The sequence below is a fragment of the Pseudomonas sp. Q12-87 genome, from assembly GCF_001269755.1.
Taxonomy (GTDB): Bacteria; Pseudomonadota; Gammaproteobacteria; order Pseudomonadales; family Pseudomonadaceae; genus Aquipseudomonas; species Aquipseudomonas fluorescens_S.
Genome location: NZ_LHVI01000011.1, coordinates 205,366 through 225,961, shown reverse-complemented (window position 1 = coordinate 225,961; position 20,596 = coordinate 205,366). Strand labels below are relative to the sequence as shown.

The 20,596-nt window shown below is 55.7% G+C and carries 21 protein-coding genes, 1 tRNA gene and 2 pseudogenes; 10 read left to right on the top strand and 14 right to left on the bottom strand.

Annotated elements, in window-relative coordinates; genetic code table 11:
* Positions 1–27 precede the first annotated feature (27 nt).
* Positions 28–1,101, bottom strand: coding sequence for a UV damage endonuclease UvsE (locus tag AD663_RS07650; protein ID WP_053213506.1), 1,074 nt, complete (start codon positions 1,099–1,101; stop codon positions 28–30).
* Between the two features lie 1,267 nt (positions 1,102–2,368).
* Here AD663_RS07650 and AD663_RS28885 point away from each other — a divergent pair.
* From AD663_RS28885 to AD663_RS07630, 5 genes are all read left to right on the top strand, one after another.
* A complete protein-coding gene (locus AD663_RS28885) occupies positions 2,369–2,575 on the top strand; it encodes a hypothetical protein (protein ID WP_157062709.1) in 207 nt (68 codons plus the stop codon).
* Complete coding sequence (locus AD663_RS07645; RefSeq protein ID WP_053213505.1) at positions 2,568–3,407, top strand: LPO_1073/Vpar_1526 family protein; 840 nt, start codon at positions 2,568–2,570, stop codon at positions 3,405–3,407. The genes AD663_RS28885 and AD663_RS07645 overlap by 8 nt, the downstream gene beginning before the upstream one ends.
* A 162-nt stretch (positions 3,408–3,569) precedes the next feature.
* Positions 3,570–3,935: a hypothetical protein gene (locus AD663_RS07640; protein ID WP_053213504.1), complete on the top strand. Its 366-nt coding sequence runs from the start codon at positions 3,570–3,572 to the stop codon at positions 3,933–3,935.
* A gap of 189 nt (positions 3,936–4,124) precedes the next feature.
* Entirely contained in the window at positions 4,125–4,694 is a 570-nt protein-coding gene (locus AD663_RS07635; RefSeq protein ID WP_053213503.1) for a hypothetical protein, read from the top strand.
* 186 nt (positions 4,695–4,880) lie between these two features.
* Positions 4,881–5,246 carry a hypothetical protein gene (locus AD663_RS07630; protein ID WP_157062708.1) on the top strand — a complete coding sequence of 122 codons (366 nt, stop codon included), beginning with the start codon at positions 4,881–4,883 and terminating at the stop codon, positions 5,244–5,246.
* Positions 5,247–5,356: 110 nt separating this feature from the next.
* Here the strand turns inward: AD663_RS07630 and AD663_RS07625 are convergent, their stop codons facing one another.
* Positions 5,357–5,986 (bottom strand): phage portal protein, encoded by a 630-nt coding sequence (locus AD663_RS07625; RefSeq protein ID WP_256217166.1) that lies wholly within the window; start codon positions 5,984–5,986, stop codon positions 5,357–5,359.
* Here AD663_RS07625 and AD663_RS07620 point away from each other — a divergent pair.
* Entirely contained in the window at positions 5,882–6,928 is a 1,047-nt protein-coding gene (locus tag AD663_RS07620; protein ID WP_256217165.1) for a site-specific integrase, read from the top strand. The two genes, AD663_RS07625 and AD663_RS07620, sit on opposite strands and share 105 nt — an antisense overlap.
* A gap of 1,127 nt (positions 6,929–8,055) precedes the next feature.
* On the opposite strand, the gene AD663_RS07615 is transcribed toward AD663_RS07620, so the two are convergent.
* Positions 8,056–8,145: transfer RNA gene (locus tag AD663_RS07615), tRNA-Ser, on the bottom strand.
* A 307-nt stretch (positions 8,146–8,452) separates the two neighbouring features.
* Here AD663_RS07615 and AD663_RS07610 point away from each other — a divergent pair.
* The 3 genes from AD663_RS07610 to AD663_RS07600 all read left to right on the top strand — a co-directional run bounded on the left by AD663_RS07610 (position 8,453) and on the right by AD663_RS07600 (position 11,071).
* Positions 8,453–9,142: a crotonase/enoyl-CoA hydratase family protein gene (locus AD663_RS07610; RefSeq protein ID WP_003179484.1), complete on the top strand. Its 690-nt coding sequence runs from the start codon at positions 8,453–8,455 to the stop codon at positions 9,140–9,142.
* 101 nt (positions 9,143–9,243) lie between these two features.
* Positions 9,244–9,966, top strand: a complete 723-nt coding sequence (locus tag AD663_RS07605; RefSeq protein WP_053213501.1) for a 1-acyl-sn-glycerol-3-phosphate acyltransferase — start codon at positions 9,244–9,246, stop codon at positions 9,964–9,966.
* A gap of 133 nt (positions 9,967–10,099) precedes the next feature.
* The gene (locus AD663_RS07600) at positions 10,100–11,071 is read left to right on the top strand and encodes a magnesium and cobalt transport protein CorA (protein ID WP_003179481.1); all 972 of its coding nucleotides are present in this window, start codon (positions 10,100–10,102) and stop codon (positions 11,069–11,071) included.
* 103 nt (positions 11,072–11,174) lie between these two features.
* Here AD663_RS07600 and AD663_RS07595 read toward each other — a convergent pair whose 3' ends face one another.
* The 3 genes from AD663_RS07595 to AD663_RS07585 all read right to left on the bottom strand — a co-directional run bounded on the left by AD663_RS07595 (position 11,175) and on the right by AD663_RS07585 (position 15,354).
* Positions 11,175–11,891, bottom strand: coding sequence for an amidotransferase (locus tag AD663_RS07595; protein ID WP_003179479.1), 717 nt, complete (start codon positions 11,889–11,891; stop codon positions 11,175–11,177).
* A gap of 88 nt (positions 11,892–11,979) precedes the next feature.
* Positions 11,980–14,124: a 3-hydroxyacyl-CoA dehydrogenase NAD-binding domain-containing protein gene (locus AD663_RS07590; protein WP_053213500.1), complete on the bottom strand. Its 2,145-nt coding sequence runs from the start codon at positions 14,122–14,124 to the stop codon at positions 11,980–11,982.
* A gap of 24 nt (positions 14,125–14,148) precedes the next feature.
* Positions 14,149–15,354, bottom strand: a complete 1,206-nt coding sequence (locus tag AD663_RS07585; protein ID WP_003179474.1) for an acetyl-CoA C-acetyltransferase — start codon at positions 15,352–15,354, stop codon at positions 14,149–14,151.
* Between the two features lie 609 nt (positions 15,355–15,963).
* Here AD663_RS07585 and AD663_RS07580 point away from each other — a divergent pair.
* Positions 15,964–16,776 carry a cytochrome c gene (locus tag AD663_RS07580; protein ID WP_053213499.1) on the top strand — a complete coding sequence of 271 codons (813 nt, stop codon included), beginning with the start codon at positions 15,964–15,966 and terminating at the stop codon, positions 16,774–16,776.
* 105 nt (positions 16,777–16,881) lie between these two features.
* Here AD663_RS07580 and AD663_RS07575 read toward each other — a convergent pair whose 3' ends face one another.
* The 8 genes and pseudogenes from AD663_RS07575 to AD663_RS07550 all read right to left on the bottom strand — a co-directional run bounded on the left by AD663_RS07575 (position 16,882) and on the right by AD663_RS07550 (position 20,554).
* Entirely contained in the window at positions 16,882–17,691 is an 810-nt protein-coding gene (locus AD663_RS07575; RefSeq protein WP_053213498.1) for a transglutaminase family protein, read from the bottom strand.
* Positions 17,688–17,837 (bottom strand): annotated as a pseudogene (locus AD663_RS28880) (alpha-E domain-containing protein); the annotation flags it as partial. The pseudogene AD663_RS28880 and the gene AD663_RS07575, both read right to left, overlap by 4 nt.
* Before the next feature lie 62 nt (positions 17,838–17,899).
* Positions 17,900–18,014: pseudogene (locus AD663_RS29560) on the bottom strand (hypothetical protein); the annotation flags it as partial.
* An 80-nt stretch (positions 18,015–18,094) separates the two neighbouring features.
* Positions 18,095–18,436 (bottom strand): ribonuclease E inhibitor RraB, encoded by a 342-nt coding sequence (locus tag AD663_RS07570; RefSeq protein ID WP_003179463.1) that lies wholly within the window; start codon positions 18,434–18,436, stop codon positions 18,095–18,097.
* Between the two features lie 201 nt (positions 18,437–18,637).
* Complete coding sequence (locus AD663_RS07565; protein ID WP_003179461.1) at positions 18,638–18,874, bottom strand: hypothetical protein; 237 nt, start codon at positions 18,872–18,874, stop codon at positions 18,638–18,640.
* A gap of 138 nt (positions 18,875–19,012) precedes the next feature.
* Positions 19,013–19,621: an START domain-containing protein gene (locus tag AD663_RS07560; protein WP_003179459.1), complete on the bottom strand. Its 609-nt coding sequence runs from the start codon at positions 19,619–19,621 to the stop codon at positions 19,013–19,015.
* Positions 19,622–19,675: 54 nt separating this feature from the next.
* Positions 19,676–19,930 carry a YkgJ family cysteine cluster protein gene (locus AD663_RS07555; RefSeq protein ID WP_053213497.1) on the bottom strand — a complete coding sequence of 85 codons (255 nt, stop codon included), beginning with the start codon at positions 19,928–19,930 and terminating at the stop codon, positions 19,676–19,678.
* Between the two features lie 147 nt (positions 19,931–20,077).
* A complete protein-coding gene (locus AD663_RS07550; protein WP_053213496.1) occupies positions 20,078–20,554 on the bottom strand; it encodes a hypothetical protein in 477 nt (158 codons plus the stop codon).
* Between the last annotated feature and the right edge of the window lie 42 nt (positions 20,555–20,596).

The following is a 20,596-nucleotide window of genomic DNA, read 5'->3' as shown; positions in this document are numbered from 1 at the left end:
CTGCAAGGTGATACACGACGCAAAAGGTCATTCAACACGTAAGTCGCCAGAAAGGCTTTTTACCTCAGTGAACTGACGACCCGAGGCCACAACACATTCATAAAACGCCAGCGCCGCCAGGTTCTTGTCCTTCGCTTCCAGCATGATGTCGAAACGGTCCAGGAACCTGAGCGCGTATTCATTCGTCCAGCGATTCCACATCTGCGCGCTGTGGCCGTATAGATCTCGCTTGGACACAACCTTTAACAAGGCGTCCATTTCAAGTTTGCGATCTGCATCGAAACCCAATTCCTGAAGTCGCTCCGGCGGTTGGGAGTAATGCATGGTGGGTCGAACGCCTCGCCAACTTTCGATGATGCGATCGACTCGCGGGGAGTCCGGTGCGATGTAGTCGTTCTCGTTGATCCAACAATGGTGAATGTCCAGCACGACGGGCGCGAGGTCGGCGAGTTGCAGACAATCGTCCACACCGTAGGTTTTTTCCTCATTTTCGAAGGTGATGCAATGGCGCGCCACTTCCGACAACCGCGGCCAGATCGAACGTATCCCCTCGCCCCCCAGGCGGCCGGCGATGTGTACGTTGCATTTGAAATCCTGGAAACGCCGACCGTATCCCATCATCCGGATCATGTCGGCGTGGTATTCAAACTCCGCCAGGCTGTTCTCTACCACCGGGGGTTTATCCGAGCCCAGTACGCAATACTGGCCGGGGTGAAACGACAGCCGTATATCCGCTGAACGCGCGAGGTTGCCAATCGCGGCGAAACGTTCTTCAAGCAGGCCGCGGATCGCAGGATCCTGATAAAACCCGTTCACCTTGGGATGGCTGTAGAACGGCAGCAGGTCGCTGCTTAGCCGAAGCATGCGCAACGCCGCCGGAAGCTCGGCGACGTAGGCAATCAAGCGCAACTGAGCCTCAAGATTGTGCCCCACCACGTCCACCAACCTGTCGCGGGCCATCTGCGGCGACACGCTGTCCATCCAGCGCAGCGTCGTGGTACGAGGATTGAACGGGGCTTCGATGAGCTTTAACTGACTGGGTGAAAGACTTCGCTCGGGATGACGGTATTGGCAAGCGAAGCCGACTCGTGGATATGACATGGGACGTCCCGGTCATTGGATGCGTGTTTGAGGTAGACCTTGGGATTGATCAGTCGTCCCTTTGCGATGAGCGGCGCTGAGGCCAACCCCTCTCCAGGTGGGGCGAATGGGGATAACTTTTGCAGCTCAAGGCCAAGGCTTTGCAATTGACTTGCTGCAAGACGCGATTGAAAGAGCAATTACAGCGTCAAGCACCATTGGCTCTACCGCGATGATTGTTCACCCGCTTACTGAGCGTCTTTCGAGTTTTTATATCAAGTACGCCGGGTTTATACCGGGCCCAGGGCTTTCCCATGGGACTATTTTTTGGACGCCAAAAACCACAAACCCCCGACTTTCTCTAGGAAAATCAGGGGTTTATGTTTGCAGAATGTGGCGGTGAAGGAGAGATTCGAAAGCACCCGATTGTCGTTTTCGACGAATCAGGTCCCGGTTTATAGGGGCTTCAGAGCGATAGTTTGCGCGCAAGCGTTCCCATGGCAATCCCATGGAATCTGTGGGGCAGCAGGAGGCACGCTTGCGTAATGGGAGTTTTGCGTTTTTTGGGATTGGCGTCGGCAATGAGTAGTTTTGGTAACTCGCCCCATGGAGCTACCTGCAAAGCTTGATTCCGTTGGGGAACGTAGGTTCGATACAAGGTGATTTTCTTGTAATGTAAAAGCAAGGTAATTACTTTCAGAAAAGCAATTTTTAATCTTAATAAAACCTTATAAATCAATCAGTTAAATCAGAATTATCTTTCCATCACTCCAAATTTCTTTCTGGAGTAATTCATCTAAACCAATCAATGCGAGGCTTTCAGCGTTGCAACTGCGTCTGGATTTGCGCATTACTTTTTTCCGACTGCACTCCTGTGATCCAGAGCCTTCGGGAAGATTTTCGAGGCGAACGAATCACGCTATCGCTTACATCAGACATACCTACCCTTCGCAGGGATTCGCGGGCTTTTGACGCCCCACATACACCAACCAAATGCCCAGCCTCACTTGTGCCAAGCAAGACGCAGCCATGCAGAACAAAAGTGCTATCTAGCCCACAGGCGTGGTGGGGGGATGATGGCGCGCGCCGGGATAAGGATGCCACCGATGAACGACAATGTCGTCAACACCCACAAGCATCGTTTCTGGCCTATCGACCTATTCATGCGATTTGGTTCCTGCGCTAACACGTTGAACAGATCTGCGTCATAATTTAAGGGTTGCTAGAGCGATACCCAGCAGAAAATTATGCACTTTTATAGTTTTGTGGTCGTTTACAAGGAGTAATTATGAAAGAGTGGATAGATTACTTAATAGCAAATATCTCATGGATATTTTCAGGAATCGGAGTACTGGGTCTTTCGGGCTTAGTTTGGCTTATCAGATCCCACTTTAACAAATCTTCTAACAGCCAAATCCAAAAAGTTGAGGGTGGTAGTACGGGCTATCAATCAGGTGGCGATATGTCCTTCGGCAAGGAGCCAAATAATGATTAACCGTCAAGAGCAAAATGCGGCTGATGGCTCCATCGCTGTCCAGGCCAATGGGGCGGTTACGATTACTAAAAATGGTCTTGAGTTGGCCGAAGTTAAGGAATTAACAGAAATCTTCCTCGAAAAACACCTTCCTGCACTAAGAGCAGAAGCTGAGGCAACAGCAAGAAAGCACACAAAAGAGTTTATGGATGCATTCGTAAACAAACTTGCCGAACCAAATAAAGTTACTGCTGAGGCTTTTGCCAAACCCGACAGTCAAGCTTGCTTTAGCGCAGCATTGCTTAGTAGCGCTGAAAAAGGAGATCAAATAGATTTAAAGCTATTAGCGTCGATGGTGGTTAGAAGACTTGAGGAAGACTCCGATCCTTTGATGAAACTCGTATATGAAGAAGCCATCAGCATTACACCTAGACTTACCAAACAGCACATTGCCTTTCTTACTTTTGTTTTCTTTACAAAACACATCAGCTTCAATAACAACCCACCCCCACCAGTAGCTGAGAGATACGCTTCCACGTTCCTCCCTTTAATGGAACCAGGATTCCAACTCTCAACGGCAAACAAAGAATATCTCTGCAGCAAGGGATTAATGAGCATTAACCTTGTAGCAGACGCTAATACAATACTAGAACAATATAAAAAAGCGCTCACAGGTTTTCCAACCACTGACGGCGATCTACAGGCGACATGCCCCTCCCTACATACAATCATTAAAAACTATGGAGTGGATTCTATACCAACATGTTTCCTGACCGCCTCAGGAAAATTAGTAGCTTTATCAGCGATGGAAAGTGTTGTGGGGCACCTAGATATGTCAATTTGGATATGCTAGCCAAACATCTAGCGGTTTAATATGAGTGCTTTTTTTCCGAAAAGCCAACACATGCCCCTGTTCTTATGCGACAAACAGCCGAAACCGAGGCTGAGATCGCCTATCTCAAAACGGATAGAATGGGAAGCGAACCCTTTTCATATTCATTTTAAGAGATAAACGATGCTGTTCAAAACTGACGATGAACTGATAGCCGAACGATACTTTCGATCTTCCCAAGACATTGGTTCACTGTTTGGTATCAGTGCCGGTTTCACTTGCCTACAATTCGATGATCCCCGTCCATTCGCGATGATTGTTACCGCGCTATTTTTCCTATGGGGCTATCTTTCGGGCGGCGGTTACCGGCGCATCGCGAAAGTCTACCTAAAGCAATACCCGGGCCCCTTGGGTGGTATTCGATTTGCGATTACCAAACTCCCTCTCGTTGTGTTGTGCCTGGCTTTTCTTACGTTAATCATGATGGGTGTCCTGACAGCTGAGCGCATTTCGGCGTGGGGGAAACTCTTGCCTCCATCACCTTTATAAGAACATGGGTATGGAGTCATCCTTCACTACGACTCCACACATCTGAATGGCACTCGAAGCGAACACCAGGGCAGCGTCAAGCCGCCCGTAACGATAAGGTCCAATGGCGATGCATCTAGGCTAAGGACGGGGCAGCTCTGCCATACTTATCAATAAAATAGCGAAACGAACTCAAACGGGGGCAAAAGTATGGGAATAGATCGTTGGAGGCCGTACAAGGAGTTCACGGCGCAATCGACAGCGTTGCAAGCCTTCTACGCCATGGTTGGTAGATTGCAACAAGGGGACCTGCTTGAAAAAGAATATCCCACGATTGTTGTATTTATGGCTTTTTCACTTGAGGCATATCTAAATACCTTAGGTGATCGTCAAATACCCTTTTGGGACGACATAGAAAGACTCCCTTGGCGTAACAAAATAAAGATCTTACATAAGGCAGCAGAAGCAGAACTAAACTGGGCACAGGGGCCGCTACAGTTCGCAATAAAAATCTTTCAGATCCGAGATAAACTTGCCCATGGAAAACCAGAGAGAGTATGTGGTTCGTGGGAGCCAGGACGACCTGACAACACCCAAAAAGAAAAAACAGATGCACTTAAGTCAAACCACCTCGCACTTCTAACGAAAGAATGGCTCTTAGATTCAGCGGAACAGTTTCGTAAGTTAATGTTGTATCTAGGGAATATGTTTGGATACCACGAATCCGACCACCTGAGCGTAGCGCTTGGGGGTTTTGACTATGACGATGGTATAGACTAGCCTTCGGGACTAGCAGCTATTCACCATTCAGGACGTAATCATGATCTCAAGCTTTCAAACACCTGCAGATGTGGCCTATAAATTATTAGAGAGGCTAGCCGAACCTGGAACTCAGACCAACCGATTAATATAGCGGATCATCTGATCAATTTTTGCGTTACGAATTCATCCTTAAGGGATTGGGTAATGTCTCGTCAAAAAATTGTAAAAGGAGAGCACCACTCCTTCCACTCGTCATGGCGAGCGATGGCCGATGGGTTATTTGGCGTGTGCGCTGACATCGCAAACGCACAAAAACATTTCCTTATTAGTGCTACACCGAAAATAGAACCAATCGAAGAAACATTAACTGCCCTCGGCCCTGATGGACCTATCGATGGAACGCAAAAAACAAGAGGCTCTTTTGAGATAGCGTTAGATGACGGGGTCAATTACGACCTATTAATGTTTCTCGATAAAATCTGCGTTGCATGGGAAGAATACTTTCAAGAGCATGAGGTTTTGGGTGGAAAACTCACCGATCACGGAAATTTTTTATTCCACAGATACTGATTAATCAAAGTACATCACTAAGCTTTGATTGCAGTACCAGCGTGTCCGAGTGACTTATGTCCGGCCGGTGTAACTCACCGGCCTTACTACTCGTCCGCAGGGCGGAGCTTTTAGATCTCCCCATCAATTTCGTAGGGCTTAAAATGCAAAACATCCTCTCCTAGCCAATAATTCAGTTGCGTCATTCTCCTCTGAATGGGCTCCAGCTCGTTGGCCGCGCATATCTGCGTCGCCTCTCTGATCGCCCCAAACCCACCTGCATTCTGAGGAACAATCCCCATCAACTGCGGTGGAATGCGCAGGCTCGCCAGCACGTCATCACGAGTCTGATTCTTGATCGAGTTGAATTCGTCTTTGGCCGCCACCTCACTGACAGGGATCAGCTGAATACCATCCTTCTTGCCAGTGGGCGAATAGACAAACAGATTCCGAAAATTCCCCGGTCCCTTCGACTCCTTCAGCGCCTTACGCAACGCATCAATATCCGCCTCAGTCTGCGCCGCATCGGTCATGTACAGGATGAAACCGGCGTGACTACCGTTCTCGTAATACTTGCGCCGGAACAGCGTCGCAGACTCGTTCAAAAGCGCCGATTGCAACGCACTGATCCACTCCGGCAACCCATAAATTTCCTGGTGCAAATCCGCCTCGCGCAGATGGAAGATGCTCCCCGGCTCAAACGCGTGCTCGTTCTTCCAGCCCTGCGCCTGGTAGAACTGCCCCTCCGGTCCAACCCGCATGTACTTCGCCAGCGACGGCACCAGTTACCGGGGGTTGCCGCCACCTCGTATCGGGGCTATGCCAATAAAGCAGAGGTGCATGTCCGGCCACGCTGGGGCAAAGTTCAGATCGACCAGATCGATCACCTGGGCTTACAGGAGTGGGTGCAGGATACGTTGTCGAAGCGACTGAAGAACAAGACCATTCGGGGCATCATCAGCAATGTGCGGCAGGTCTTTAGGCTTTACCGGACTCGGAAGAAGGTTGCGCATGATCCGACTGAGGGGTTGTTTGTGCGCTTGCCCGATCCTGAAGCACCGGACCCGTTCACCAGGGCGGAGATCAAGCAGATCCTTGAAACGCCGACGCACCGCGTGCAAGAGCTGCTGATGATTCAGTTCATGATTTGGGCTGGACCGCGGGTATCGGAAACGATTGCGTTGGCCTGGGAGAACGTCGATTTGCAGCATGGAACGGTGACGTTTCGCCGCTCCAAGGTGCGCGGCGCTTATCGGGTGACGAAAACTCGGCGCTCAACTCGGAAGGTGCGACTTCTGGAGCCGGCATGGGATGCACTACGCAAGATTGATGCGATGAGTCCGGCCAAGAAAGCGCAGACGGTCGATATCGTCGAGCGGGACAATAAGACAGTGCGACAGCATAAGTTGTACCTTGTGTTCCTGAATACCAAAAGCGGTCTGCCGCATGTCAGCGACTTTGTTGTGCGGGATCGTTTTTTCAAGGCTCACTTGAACACGGCCGGGGTTCGCTATCGTGGGCCAGGCCAGTGTCGGCATACCTATGCCAGCCAGTTGCTGACCACGGGCGTGGCTTCGATTGACTGGATTGCCGAACAGATGGGGCATACCAACGGGAATATGATCCGGCAGCACTATGGGACGTGGATTAATGAGGATGGGCCGGATGTGGTGGGGATGTTGCAATTGGCGCTGAAGCTGTAGATGTGAAAATTTGAGAGATCTCGAGTCGGCGCCCATCGAAAAATCCTATCGCGTGTAAGCCTTATCCTACAAGCACAACGGCTTAGGCGTAATTTATCGAATGCCTTGTAAGACATCGACCATTACGGCGCATTGGCAATCTGATCAAAAAACGTACAAATAAAAGCATTTTCAAATAACTGCCCCTTCAAGGCTGAATAGGTTGGGGACTTCCGACAAGGATCCAATTTTTATCCACAGGCTTATGCACAAAACCAGAAAGATATGCACAGGAAAAAAAAGACGAAAAAACCCTTGCTGTCTTCCCTGGCCATCATTAGAGTGTCAACAAGCAGACGGAACGAGACGATTAGTCAAATTAATGACTAACGTTTGTAAGAGATTGGCTTTTGGCCTAAATGAAAAGTCCCGCGAAAGCGGGACTCAATCGGCCGTAAGGGGGAATGTTGTCGAGACGGTTCCCCTTACGGCTACCCAAGCGCAGAAACCTGAGGAGCAAGATTCTATGCGTACGCACATTGTTTGTACAGCTTGTTGCGGCCGTTGCTTCGGGGTTTGTGCGCATTTATCGCCTAAGGAGAATCCTCATGGCAAATGGCAAAACTCCCGGTTCCAATACCGGTAACAACGGCGGCATTTTTCAGGAACAAGGGCCACGCGGCGGCAAGCGGCCCAACTACACTACCGTTCCTGATAATACGCGCTTACCACCAACCAGTCGTCCGGACTCTACTTGGGTACCTACCCACAGAACTCCAGACAGCACGCGTTAAACAGAAATAGGAAAGGCCTCACCAGAGTATAGGTGAGGCCTTTTTTTTTGCTAAAAAATACCAGAACCTCTAGACGGAGCGCCCCGGCTGCTGACATGACCACAAGGGTAGTCGGTTGCGCTTGTAGGCCGAGGCCGACGGCCCACCTTCACCTTTACCAAAGTCAAATGCCCCCCATCCAGTTCGGATTGTCTTTCCAAAACTATTGGAGCTAGCCCGCATCCTGCTGCATTCCTGGGGAAGTAAAAGCCCCCCCTGGTCCCAGATTGGTCCCATATCGCCCTTTTTTAGACACCAAAAACCACAAACCCCCGACTTTCTCTAGGAAAATCAGGGGTTTGTGTTTGCAGAATGTGGCGGTGAAGGAGAGATTCGAACTCTCGATACAGTTTCCTGTATACACACTTTCCAGGCGTGCTCCTTAAGCCACTCGGACACTTCACCGTATCTCGACAAACTGTTCAGTCTGTCGAGGCGCGCTAATGTAGTCGAAAGCTTTTCCAATGGCAAAGGTTTTTTTCAGAATTTTCATGCGGTTAAGGTGGGTCGGGGATTCAAACGCGCTTGGGCATGGCAAACCGGCCAATCTCCGGGGCTGTGCAGTCGCCCCTCTATAGATGAGGGCGTGGCTGGGTGGGCTGGCCAGACGGTTTACGTGACCTGGGGCTGACCGGTGAGTCAGTCATGGCGCTTTACCTGGCCGGCAGCGCTGGGTAACGTCTGCGTCACTTCTCTTACAAGGAATAGCGTCATGAGCGACCTGATTGCCTACCATCTCGACGACGGTATCGCGACCCTGACCTTGAACAACGGCAAGGTGAATGCCATTTCGCCGGATGTGATTGCCGCATTTAATGCAGCGCTGGACCAGGCGACAGCGGATCGGGCAGTGGTGATCATTACCGGGCAACCGGGGATCTTGTCGGGTGGTTACGACTTGAAAGTCATGACCGCTGGCCCCAAGGAAGCGGTGAGCCTGGTTACCGCCGGCTCGACCCTGGCCCGTCGCCTGTTGTCGCACCCCTTCCCCGTCGTCGTCGCTTGCACCGGGCACGCGGTGGCCAAGGGTGCGTTCCTGCTGCTGTCGGCGGACTATCGCATTGGTGTGGATGGGCCGTTCAGCATTGGCCTGAACGAAGTGCAGATCGGCATGACCATGCATCACGCCGGTATCGAGCTGGCCCGTGATCGCCTGCGCAAATCAGCGTTTCATCGCTCGGTGATCAATGCCGAGATGTTCAACCCGCAAGGCGCTGTGGATGCGGGCTTCCTCGACAAAGTGGTAGCTGCCGAAGAATTGCAGGGCGCGGCGCTGGAAGCAGCGCGCCAGTTGAAAAAGATCAACATGACCGCTCACAAGAACACCAAGCTGAAAGTCCGCAAGGCATTACTGGAAACCCTGGACAGCGCGATCTTGCTGGACCAGGAACATATGGGCTGAGGCTGCGAGTCAGCCTACATACCGTACCTCTATAGGGACAATTGCTGAAAACAGTGCACATCCGTACACTGCGCCACCTTTTGTCCCGATAGGGCCTGTAGATGTTGTTTGTTCTGCGTATGTTGCTGATGGGGCTGCATTTTGTCCTGGCGGGTGTGCTTGGGGTGGTTGTGGGTATCTGCCGGCCGTTCAACCCGGACAACAGCCGTATATGTGCCAGGCTGTATGCCCTGCCCGCTATGTACATCCTGGGTCTGCGGGTCCGGGCCGATGTGGGCACGCTGGAGGACAAATCCCAGAGCTGCGTAATCATCGCCAATCACCAATCCAACTATGACTTGTTCATGTTCGGCAACGTGGTGCCGCGCCGTACCGTATGCATCGGCAAGAAGAGCCTGAAGTGGGTGCCGCTGTTCGGGCAACTGTTCTGGTTGGCCGGCAACGTGCTGATCGACCGAGGCAACGCCATCAAGGCACGCCAATCGATCCAGATGACCACCCATACGCTGCAGCATGAAGACACCTCAATCTGGGTGTTCCCGGAAGGCACGCGCAATTTTGGCGAAGACCTGCTGCCCTTCAAGCAAGGCGCATTTCGGATGGCGATAGCGGCCGGCGTGCCGATAACTCCTGTATGCGTGAGCCGCTACATCAAGCCTATGCGCCTCAATCGCTGGCGCAGCGGCGATATTCTCATACGCTCCTTGCCGGCGATTCCTACGGCCGGGCTTACCATGGACGACATGCCCCAGCTCATCGCCCAATGCCGTGAACAGATGCGCAACTGCATCGAAGCGATGGACCGGCAGTTGCAGGTCGCCTGAAAAGAAACCCGCGATCGGCGGGTTTTCTTTTGCCTGCGAACTCGGCAGATTTTGCTGACTCTCAAGTAGCAGGGCACGCTAAGCTGGGCGCTGCATTATCACTGCCATTTTTCCAAGAAGAAGAACCATCACCATGGGTAGAGTCGTTGCTGCTGCGGTTTACAGCGCCGGTAAAAAAGTCACCAACATCACCCTGGACGAAGGCAGTGCCTGGGCCGCGAAACCCGGTCACTTCGTGTGGATTGGCCTTGAAGAGCCTACCGCCCTGGAACTGACCAATTTGCAACGCCAGTTCAACCTGCATGAACTGGCGATCGAAGACGCGATGGAGAAGCACAGCCGTCCCAAGCTGGAGACCTTCGGCGACGCGCTGTTTATCGTCACCTACTCGCCGATACGCAAAGACGGCAAGCTGCAGTTCATCGAAACCCATATCTTCGCGGGCAAGGGCTACATCATCACTGCGCGCAACGGGCACTCGGCGTCCTACGCCCACGTCCGACAACGCTGTGAGGCGCGCCCTATCCTGCTCAAGCACGGGGAAGATTTCGTACTCTACGCCATCCTCGATTTCGTGATCGAAAACTACCAGCCGGTGGGGGAAGCCATTCACGCCGAGATCGATGAGCTGGAGCGCAATGTGTTGTGCAGCGCCCTGAACGAGCGGGATATCCAGAATCTGCACAGCTTGCGCCGCGACGTGTTACGCCTGCGGCGCTACGCGGCGCCGATGGTGGAGATCAGCGAAGAGTTGCAGCGGCTGGATTTTCCCTTCATCGACAAGAATATGAGCCCCTATTTCCGCGATGTGCAGATCCATGTCACGCGGCAGATGGAAGACCTCACCACCCTGGCGGACATCGCCAGCCAGACCATTGAAGTCGGTGTGTTGCTCGAAGCGTCGCGCCAGAGCGTGGTGCAGCGCAAGTTCGCAGCCTGGGCGGCGATCCTGGCGTTCCCGACGGCAGTGGCAGGGATCTACGGGATGAATTTCCGGGACATGCCCGAGCTGAATTGGCACTACGGGTATTTTGCGGTGCTTGGGTTTATCGCCGTGGGTTGCACCGCGTTGTGGGCGAGCTTCAAGCGGTCGGGGTGGTTGTAGGAGGAGGAGCAGCTGCAAGCTGCAAGCTGCAAGCTGCAAGCTGCAAGCTGCAAGCTGCAAGCTCAGGATTGCAGCGCTTAACTTGTAGCTCGCAGCTTGTCGCTCAAAGCCGCTTCTGAGCCACAAACCGCATCATCCACTCCGCTACCGTGGTGCCATGATGCTCCTGGGCAAGGCTTGCCACGCCTTGGCTGTAGATCTGTTCACCGAGGTGTTGCTGGCGAATCTCCAGCAACGCCCGGGAATAGTCGTGGATGAACTCCGGATGGCCCTGGAAGCACAGCACCTGATCGTTGATGTGGTAGGCAGCGAACGGGCAGAAATCGCTTGAGGCAATGACCGTGGCGTCTTCAGGCAATTGGGTAACCTGGTCCTGGTGGCTGATCAGCAAGGTCAGTTCTTCCATGACCGGGCTCATCCACGGTGCCTTGGCGGCAAGTTTGTAACGATGGGTGCCGACGCCCCAACCTTGGGTGGCGCGTTCAGTCTTGCCACCCAGCAACAGCGCCAACAGTTGATGGCCGAAGCACACCCCCAACAGTTTGTCGCCACGCTGGTAACGCTCCAGCAGGAAGGTCTTGAGGGTTTGAATCCACGGGTCGGTGCCGAAGGAATCAGCCTTGCTGCCGGTCACCAGGTAGGCATCGAACTCCTCGTCATCGCTTGGGTAGTGGCCCTCCATCACGTTGTACACGATGAACTCGGCCGCTATCGGCTGCTGGGAAAACAGCCGTTGGAACATCTGCCCGTAACCCTGATATTGATCGACCAGCTCTGGACGCAGGACATCGGTTTCCAGAATGCAGATGCGTAGCGACATAAAAAATACCTGACACGTGATGGGAATATTGCACACCCAAGAGCCTGCCTTGAAACACGGTCCCAAGGCAAGCCCCTTCCCACGCCTGTCAGAACAGTTCGTCCCTGGCGGCTTTTTCCAGCAGCAAAGTCGGCGGGGCGAATCGCTCGCCGTATTGCTCAGCCAAGTATTGGGCACGAGCGATGAAGTCCCGAAGGCCGTACTGGTTGATGAACTGCAATGCCCCGCCGGTCCAGGCAGCAAAGCCGATACCGAAGACCGAGCCGACGTTGGCATCCGCCGTCGCAGTCAGCACGCCCTCCTCCACACAGCGTACGGTTTCCAGCGCTTGAACGAACAACAGGCGATCGCGAATATCCTGCGGCGAGATCTGCCCGTCGGCTTGCTCGAAGCGTTGCTTGAGCGGCGGCCAAAGATATTTTTGCCCGCTGGCCGGGTATTCATAAAAACCGGCGCCGGCAGCCTTTCCAGGTCGTTTGAATTCATTGAGCATCAAGTCGATCACTCTGAACGCCGGGTGCTCAATCGGCGTTTTCCCTTCTGCCCGCAGGTCATTGGCGGTTTGCAGACGGATATGACTCATCAGACTGAGGGAAACTTCGTCAGAGATTGCCAGAGGCCCGACGGGCATCCCGGCCTTGCGCGCTTCAGTCTCGATCATCGCCGCACTTACCCCTTCGCCGAGCATGGTGATGCCCTCATGGGTAAAGGTGCCAAATACTCGGGAAGTAAAGAAGCCGCGACTGTCGTTGACCACAATCGGCGTCTTGTTGATTTGCAGGACAAAATCGAAGCCCCTTGCCAGGGTTTCATCGCTGGTGCGGGCACCCTTGATGATCTCCACCAAAGGCATTTTTTCCACCGGGCTGAAGAAGTGCAGGCCGATGAACTTCGTCGGATCCGGCACCGCAGTGGCCAGGCCGGTGATGGGTAACGTGGAAGTGTTGGAGGCGATCACTGCGTCTGGGCCCGCGACGGCCTGGGCCGCGGCTGACACGCGGGCTTTCAGGGCGCGATCCTCGAACACCGCTTCGATAATCAGATCGCACCCCGCCAGGTCAGCGTCGCTGTCGGTGGTGTGGATCCGCGCGAGCGTAGCGTCGCGCTGCTCGGCAGTGAGCTGACCACGGGCGACTTTTTTGTCCAGCAATGCCGCCGAACGAGCCTTACCCTTCTCGGCGGCTGCGCGCTCGACATCCTTGAGCACCACCGCAATACCGGCCACGGCGCTGACGCAGGCAATGCCGGCGCCCATCATGCCCGCACCGAGCACGCCGATTTTTCGCGTCAGGCAAGGCGCCAAGCCCTGCGGGCGAGAGCCCCCGGCCTTGATCTCGTTGAGCTGGAACCAGAACGTGCCGATCAGGTTTTTTGCCACCTGGCCGATGGTCAGTTCAGTGAAGTAGCGGGTTTCGATCAAGTGAGCGGTATCGAAATCCACCTGTGCGCCTTCCACAGCAGCGCACAAGATTTTCTCCGGGGCCGGCAGGCAGCCCTGGGTCTTGTTCCGCAGGATAGAGGGGGCGATCGCCAGCATTTGCGCGAGGTGCGGATCGGACGGCAAGCCGCCCGGGAGCCGATAACCCTTCGTATCCCAGGGTTGGACGGCGTTGGGATTGGCGAGAATCCAGGCCCGGGATTTGGCCAGCAGTTCGTCCATATCTTCTGCCAGCTCGTCAATCAAGCCAGCCTGCAGCGCCGGTCGTGGGCCCAACTTCTTGCCTTCGAGCAGGTAGGGCAAGGCCTTTTCGAGGCCGAGCAGGCGCACCATCCGCACCACCCCGCCGCCGCCCGGCAACAGGCCAAGGGTGACTTCAGGAAGGCCGATCTGCACGGGCGGGTGGTCCAGCGCTACGCGATGATGGCAGGCCAGGCAAATCTCCCAGCCGCCTCCCAGGGCCGCACCATTGATGGCTGCCACCACTGGCTTGCCGAGGGTTTCCAGCGCGCGCAGTTGCGCCTTGAGCCCCAGCACCATGTCATAGAAGGCCTTGGCCTCGGGCTTGCCGACCTTGACCAGGTCGTTGAGGTCACCTCCGGCGAAGAAGGTTTTCTTGGCGGAGGTGATGATTACCCCAACAATCGAATCCTTTTCAGCGGTCAAACGGGCGACGCAGGCGGCCATGGCCTGGCGGTACACCGTGTTCATGGTGTTGGCGCTCTGGCCCGGCATGTCCAGGGTCAGGACGACGATCCGATCGGGGCCGGTTTCGTAGCGGATGGCTTCGGTCATGAAAAATGTTCCTTGAAATCGGGCTCAGAGGCGTTCGATGACGGTGGCAATGCCCATGCCGCCGCCGACACAGAGGGTCGCCAGGCCATAGCGCAGGCGACGCGCCTCCAACTCATCGAGCAAGGTGCCGAGGATGGCGCACCCGGTAGCGCCCAACGGGTGGCCCATGGCAATGGATCCGCCGTTGACGTTGACCTTGGCGGGATCGATGGCCATGTCCTTGATGAACTTGAGCACCACCGAAGCGAAGGCTTCGTTGACCTCGAACAGGTCGATGTCCTCGACCCGCAGGCCGGCCTTGGCCAAAGCCTTGCGGCTGGCCGGGGCCGGACCGGTGAGCATGATGGTCGGGTCGGTGCTGGTGACGGCCGTCGCGACGATCCGAGCCCTGGGCTGTAAGCCCATCGCGCGTCCCTTGGCTTCGGAACCGATCAGCATCAGGGCTGCACCATCGACGATGCCGGAACTATTGCCCGGCGTGTGCACGTGGTTGATTCGCTCGACGTGGCTATAGATGCGCAACGCCGTGCCGTCGAACCCCATCTGGCCCATCGCTTCGAAGCTCGGTTTGAGCTTGCCCAGGCCTTCGAGCGTCGACTCGGCGCGGATGAACTCGTCGTGGTCCAGCAGCACGAGGCCATTCTGGTCCCGCACCGCGACCAGGGATTTGGCGAACGAACCGTCGCCTCGTGCTCGCGCGGCTTTGTGCTGGGAATGCAGCGCGTAGGCATCGACGTCCTCGCGGCTGAAGCCTTCAAGGGTGGCGATCAGGTCGGCACCGATGCCTTGGGGAATGAAGTGACCGTGCAGGTTGGATTGCGGGTCCAGCGCCCACGCGCCGCCATCGCTGCCCATGGGAACCCGGGACATGGATTCAACGCCGCCGGCCACCACCAGATCTTCAAACCCGGAACGTACTTTCATTGCGGCCAGGTTCACTGCTTCCAGGCCCGAGGCACAGAAGCGATTGAGTTGCACGCCCGCCACGCTGATATCCCAGTCGGCCACGACGGCAGCCGTCTTGGCGATGTCGGCGCCCTGCTCGCCCATCGGCGTCACGCAACCGAGCACGACGTCGTCCACCTGGCTGGTGTCCAGGTCCATGCGTTGTTGCAGGGCATTCAACAGGCCGGCTACCAGGCTCACTGGTTTGACGCTGTGCAGCGCGCCATCGGCCTTGCCCTTGCCACGGGGCGTGCGTAGCGCGTCGAAAATCAAAGCTTCGGTCATGACATCCTCGAACCACCAATGGGTAACGCAACGCCCTTAACCATAAGCCCAGCGGCCCCGGATTCAATGACCACAATGCTCAGCGGCATTGACGGCCACGCTCAGACGAACGGTAGCGAGCTATCGGGTTAACCGATTCAGGAGAGCAAGCTGTCTAGCCAAAGGGCCGCCAAGAAGATGGCAATGAGCCTCATGCCATTTTTAGAGCTATTCCATAGCAATTCATATTAATTGGATCTAAGCCAAGTGGCCCGCGGCCCCTAATGTAAACCTTGTACAAGAAAAGTCGTCGGGTTTTGCCGAGGCCCTTGTCATACAGGAAGTGCAATGCCAGCCATCATGGATATGCAGGCTGGCCTCAGGAAATAACAAAAAAGGCGGGTCAGCCATGTTCAAACATTCAAAAGTTCGTCAAGCCGGACTCATTCTCTTTGCCACGACGCTGCTGTTGATTTTGCCGAATATCACCAAGGTGATCGGCTGAATCCTGCGGGCAGGCATCCATAAGTTCATCAAGTTGTTTCGCCAAAAATAAGGCGGGTTCGCTGTTCGAGTCGCGATAGCTGTGCCAACCTCTGTGGCACCCCCTCGACATGGAAGGCGTTCCACTTGAAAGCTCTCATTGTGTTCGGGGCGTTGCTGCTCAGCACGCCCTTGTATGCCGCACAGCTGGTGCTTGAGCTGGGCGCGACGGCTCGCACCTGGCAAACCGAAGAACTGCTCAAGCACCCTGAAGCCCGCACAGTCCAGATCGCCGAAGACGCTTCCTACAAGAAACCGATGAGTTATCGCGCCGTGCCGCTGGCGGCGTTATTGACGGGCGTCCAACCAGACGATCATTTGCAGGCCGTTGCCCTGGACGGATTCGCCGCCGAGATGCCCGCCGCACCGCTACTCAACACTCACGGCGCCCAGGCCTGGCTGGCGATCGAAGACCCGGCCCAACCCTGGCCGCCGCTGGCGCAAGGCAAGTCCAGCGCCGGACCTTTCTACCTGGTCTGGACCGATCCCCAGGCGGGACATATCAGCCCGGAGCAATGGCCGTATGCAGTGGCAAGTATCAAGCGTCTGTCAGCCGTGGCCGAACGCTTCCCTGCCCTGCTTCCGGCAGCCAACCTGGCCAAGGATGACCCGGTCAACAAAGGCTTCGAACTGTTCCAGAAAAATTGCCTGGCGTGCCACCGGCTCAATGGCGCCGGGGACGCCCAGTTCGGCCCGGACCTGAACATTCCTTTCAATCCGACCGAGTATTTCTCCGGCGATTTCCTCAAGCGCTATATCCGCGACCCCCAGGCCTTGCGGCGCTGGCCACAAGGGAAGATGCCGGGGTTCTCTGCGGCGGTCCTGCCAGATTCCGAGCTGGATCTACTGGTGGGGTACCTCAAGCATATGGCGGGGCGTAAGCAACAGCCGGCTCCGTGAGATCGCTTTTATGAGGAGCTTGCTCCAGTCCGAGTGCAAAGGGCTCGCAAGCTGGTTAAGGGGCCGCTGCGCAGCCCAGCGGGAGCAAGCTCCCTCGCCACAGGGTTATTGCTGTTGCACGGTGATCACCGGCGCTGGCATCACGATCACCTTGGCGTGCATCTGCTCGCCGCCACCGCCACCGCCACGCCGCATGCCCCGCACCGGACAGGCATCGAGGTAGTCCAGGCCTACCGCCAGTTTCAAATGTCGCTCCGGTCGGGCCAGTTTATGGGTCACATCGAAGCTGTACCAGGCGTCATCGAGCCAGGCCTCGACCCACGCGTGACTGGCCAGGTGTTCGCTCTGCTCGCTGAACAGATAGCCCGACACATACCGCGCCGGCACGCCCAAGCTGCGGGCGCAGGCCAGGAATGCATGGGCGTGATCCTGGCACACACCGCTACGACCGGCGAAAGCCTGGGCCGCGCTGGTCTCGACCGCGGTGGAGCCAGGCATGTAGGCCATGTGCTGGTTCAGCCCGTGCATCAGGTCGATCAATGCCGTGCGATCGCGACGCTGCTTGCATTGCTGCAGGGCGAATGCCCGAAGGGCTTCGTCTGCCTCGGTCAGCCGGGTGAACCGCAAGAACGGCAGCGCCGACTGGCTCTCATGTTCCGCTTCGCGCGACGGGTCGATATCCACCTGTCCCCGGGTACCGATGATCACTGTTTCGTGGGGCTCGTCCAGGGTCAGCACGTGAAGGATATTGCCGAACGGGTCCAGTTGCGCTCGCACCGGTCGTGGCAAATCGAGCTGCCAGCTCAGCACGTGCTGGCGTTCGCTGTCGTGGGGGGTAAGACGCAGGTACTGGATGCTGGCGCGAACCTGGTCCTCATAGTGGTAGGCCGTTTCGTGGCTGATCGAGAGTCTCATATGACCTCCAGGTAGGAACTGTGGATGGCGTCGCCCAGTTCGCGGACCAGTGGGATGAATTCGGTGAGCCAGGCATGCAGGCCCCCTTCGAGGATGTCGCTGATGTCGGTGTAGTGCAGGCGTGCGTCCATTTCGGTTTCCGCACGTCCAGGTAACGTGACATCCCATGCAGATCCGAGGCGGTTCTACTCAGCATTACAGGTTTCCTTCAATCCTCCACCACCCAGGTGTCCTTGGTCCCTCACCACCAGGGAGCCCTCGCGCAGCGCCACGCGGGTCAGACCGCCGGGCACCACGCAGGTTTCGCACCCGGAGAGCACGAAGATGGGTCAGTCGTCACTGGCGCGCATACGAAAACGGCCGACACAAGGTCAGCCGTTGCTGCAGTTACAGTCAATAATTGTCAGGCTTGCAGGCGCCGGATCTCCTGCTTGACGCCCCACCCCTCGATGACGCCCCCCAAGGGTTCGACGACGGCTTCGAAGTCTTGCTCGAAGTCTCCGATGTCATCGTATGTGGCGTACATCACCCGGCTCAGTTCCAATGACCAGGCCCCGTCATCCCGCGCACTGATCTGCGCATTCAGCGATTCGCCCCGAAAATGACCTGCCGCCCTGCGCGCCCGCTCCTCGTCCGGGAAAATGGCGTAGAACTCAATAGGATGGAATCGGGAAAAATCGAAACCGCCTTCTTTCATGCGGCGCAATACGCTGGTGCTGATGTCTTCTTGATAGGCTGTGCTCATGAAACGTCCCCCTCAGACCGATGGATAGACTTTCCGTTTTCCCGTGCGCACAGCCCTTGGCAGTACGCGGTACGGCATCAAATAACCGTCGGGACACAAGCATGTAGCTGACAAGACCGGACCTTCGCGATCCTTTCGCTGATCTCACTTGCAGAGTAGCCTCAAGTGATAGCCACTGCCAAGCGAGGCCAGGCAACGATTTCATGAAATCGGTGTAATGCTGATGATTTCGATGCTGTGCTGGGATTTGAGGTTCTTCAGGGTTGGATCTTGGGTGCGACCTTCCAGGTCATTGAGATCCAGCTGGGCGGACACTGGAAGCAATCTTTCGCGAATCAATTGTGCGGCCTGCTCCATGGTGGGCTCCTGGTGATAGTCGAAGTGTTCGGCGATGGCTTCGCCATGATCATCCACGAAAGTGATTTCCCACTTCTGCATCGGTGTCTCCTCGATCAATTCAGGGCCTGGTTTACCTTCATCTCGACATTGGCCGTTGAGCAATCGTTCCGCGGGCTGTTGGACGGCACACATGAAAAGACCGCCTCGCGGGCGGTCTTCAGGTAACGGCAAGGCCGGTTATTTTTCGGCACGTTCCTTCAGCGCTTGCAGCGTGTTGAACGGCGCATCCACCACGAACTTGTTCGCCAGCCAGGACGGTACGTCGCCACCAGGCTCAGTGTGGACTTGGTAAGTCACTTCGACCTGATTGGGGCCCTTTGGCGTGAATGTCCAGAAGCCGTCGACCTGGGTCACGCGGACGAACCCCTTCTCCTCAGGCAGATACTTCGGCACGCCCTTGAGCTTGCGGGTCAGGCTGCCATCGGCGCCTTCCTCGGTAGTAACCTCCAGCACCGAATCCCGGGACGTCACCGGCCAAGGCGTATTGAACTGGGTGTAGGTCCAGCTTTTGTTGCCTTCATGCTTGAGCAACTTCTGACTCTTGCACTCATGAATCCAACTGCAAGCGCCGGACACATCTTCCTGCAGGGCGCGCAGCTTTTCGATGCTGGTTTTCATGACCGTCACGCCGCGGTAGGCCTTGTATTTGGAGCCTGCCACCTCACTGAGGGAAACCTTGATGCCATCCTTTTCCTTGGCGACCTGCCAGTCCTCTGCCTGCGCGGTGGCCGACGCCAGCAACACGGTCAAACCACACATCACAGCCATACGATGCAGCGAACCCATAATTCTTTTCCTTATTGTCCAAGTTCGTTCATTTCAGTGCCGATCATTCACCCACTAGGCTGCCGTCACTTGCTCCCACCAGCCGATCAGCCGGATGGCCTCTTCGCTGCTGTCGCCGCAGACCTCGATATCCGCCTCGAACGCCGAGCACACCGACGGACGCTCCGGCTGGCCGAAGATCCGGCACAGGTTATCGACCGACAATTGCACGCAACGTTCTCCCGCAGGTTTGCCATAGGGCATGCCTGGGATCGGCGAGCTGATGGAAGGGGCTATGCAACAAGCGCCACAGCCCTCACGGCATTTCATGACGAGAAGATCCTCGAAACAGGTAATGATGGGTAACAGGACACAGAGTAGCGGCTAAAACACTCGTTTTAAATTACCGTCTGCGTGTATTTTTATTCATGTCCAAATGACTGAACAGTCAGCGACGAGCTGCGTACTTGCGGGACTCTACTGCTTGAATTCGAAATCCAGCGCCGCGCCTTCAACTTCACTGCGCTCCTGATTGCGCAGCGGCAGTTGCATTTCATTGCTCAGCAAACGGCCGTTGAGTTGGAACGGTCCGGGTTTCTGCCCGAACATGGACGGCAACAGTGCCTCACGCTTGGGCAACGCGACCTTACCGGGCGGCTGCAGCTCCTCGACCATGTCATGGGGCAGGCTCAAGTCCAGCTTGGCCGGGGGCAACGGGGTTTTGGCGACCTCATGGGCCGACTTGCTCTTGGAAGCGATGGGCGCGCGTTTTTTCTTCTTCGCGGGAGCCGCTTTTTTCGCAGGAGCCTGTTTAATCGTCGACGGTTTTTTCGCGGCCTCTTTCGCAGTGCTGGCGGCAGGCTTTTCCTGGGCCGAAGCCGCCGTGACGCCTCCCGTATGGAAGGCGGTCAACAGGCCGATCAAAACCCAGGCGGCAGGAACAATGGCTTTCATAAAAAAACGACATTCACGGCAGAGACGTCCATGCTCGCCTGA